Source organism: Oleiphilus sp. HI0123, from assembly GCF_001635315.1.
The window spans coordinates 1-558 of record NZ_LWGE01000990.1; the positions used below are offsets into that span (position 1 = coordinate 1).

Genomic DNA, 558 nt, shown 5'->3' on the forward strand with positions numbered 1-558 from the left:
GGCTATAACAATCGTGACGAATTAACCCGGAAGGTCTTTATTCCAAACCCCTTTGGAGACGGCCAACTCTATCGCACCGGTGATAAAGTACGCTACACCCACGACGGCACCCTTACGTATATGGGACGACTGGATCAGCAAGTCAAAGTACGCGGCTACCGAATAGAACTGGGTGAAATTGAGACGCTTATGCGCCAACACGACGCCATTGACGACTGCGCCTTAAGCGTACGAGAAGTCCGTGCCGGCGATACGCGGCTCATCGCTTATGTTGTATGGAAGAATAGCCCGATTAGTCTCAGTGAACTTCGTGAGCACCTGCGACAGCAATTGCCCCCTTACATGGTGCCGCAGCACCTTGAAGCACTCGGGGAGTTACCACGCACCCTTAACAACAAGCTTGATCGAAAGGCTTTAGAAAGCCTCCCTTTNTCAGAATCAAGCTCGTTAGGCAAAGAAGAAGTACGGGCCGCTACTACAGCGACTGAACTTAAGTTACTGAGCATCTGGCAAGAAGTCATCAATAAACCCATATCTAACATCAATGAAAACTTCTTC

General features: G+C 49.6%; 1 pseudogene. It reads left to right on the top strand.

Annotation, left to right across the window (positions count from 1 at the left end):
• A pseudogene (locus tag A3761_RS08515) lies at positions 1-558 on the top strand (AMP-binding protein); the annotation flags it as partial.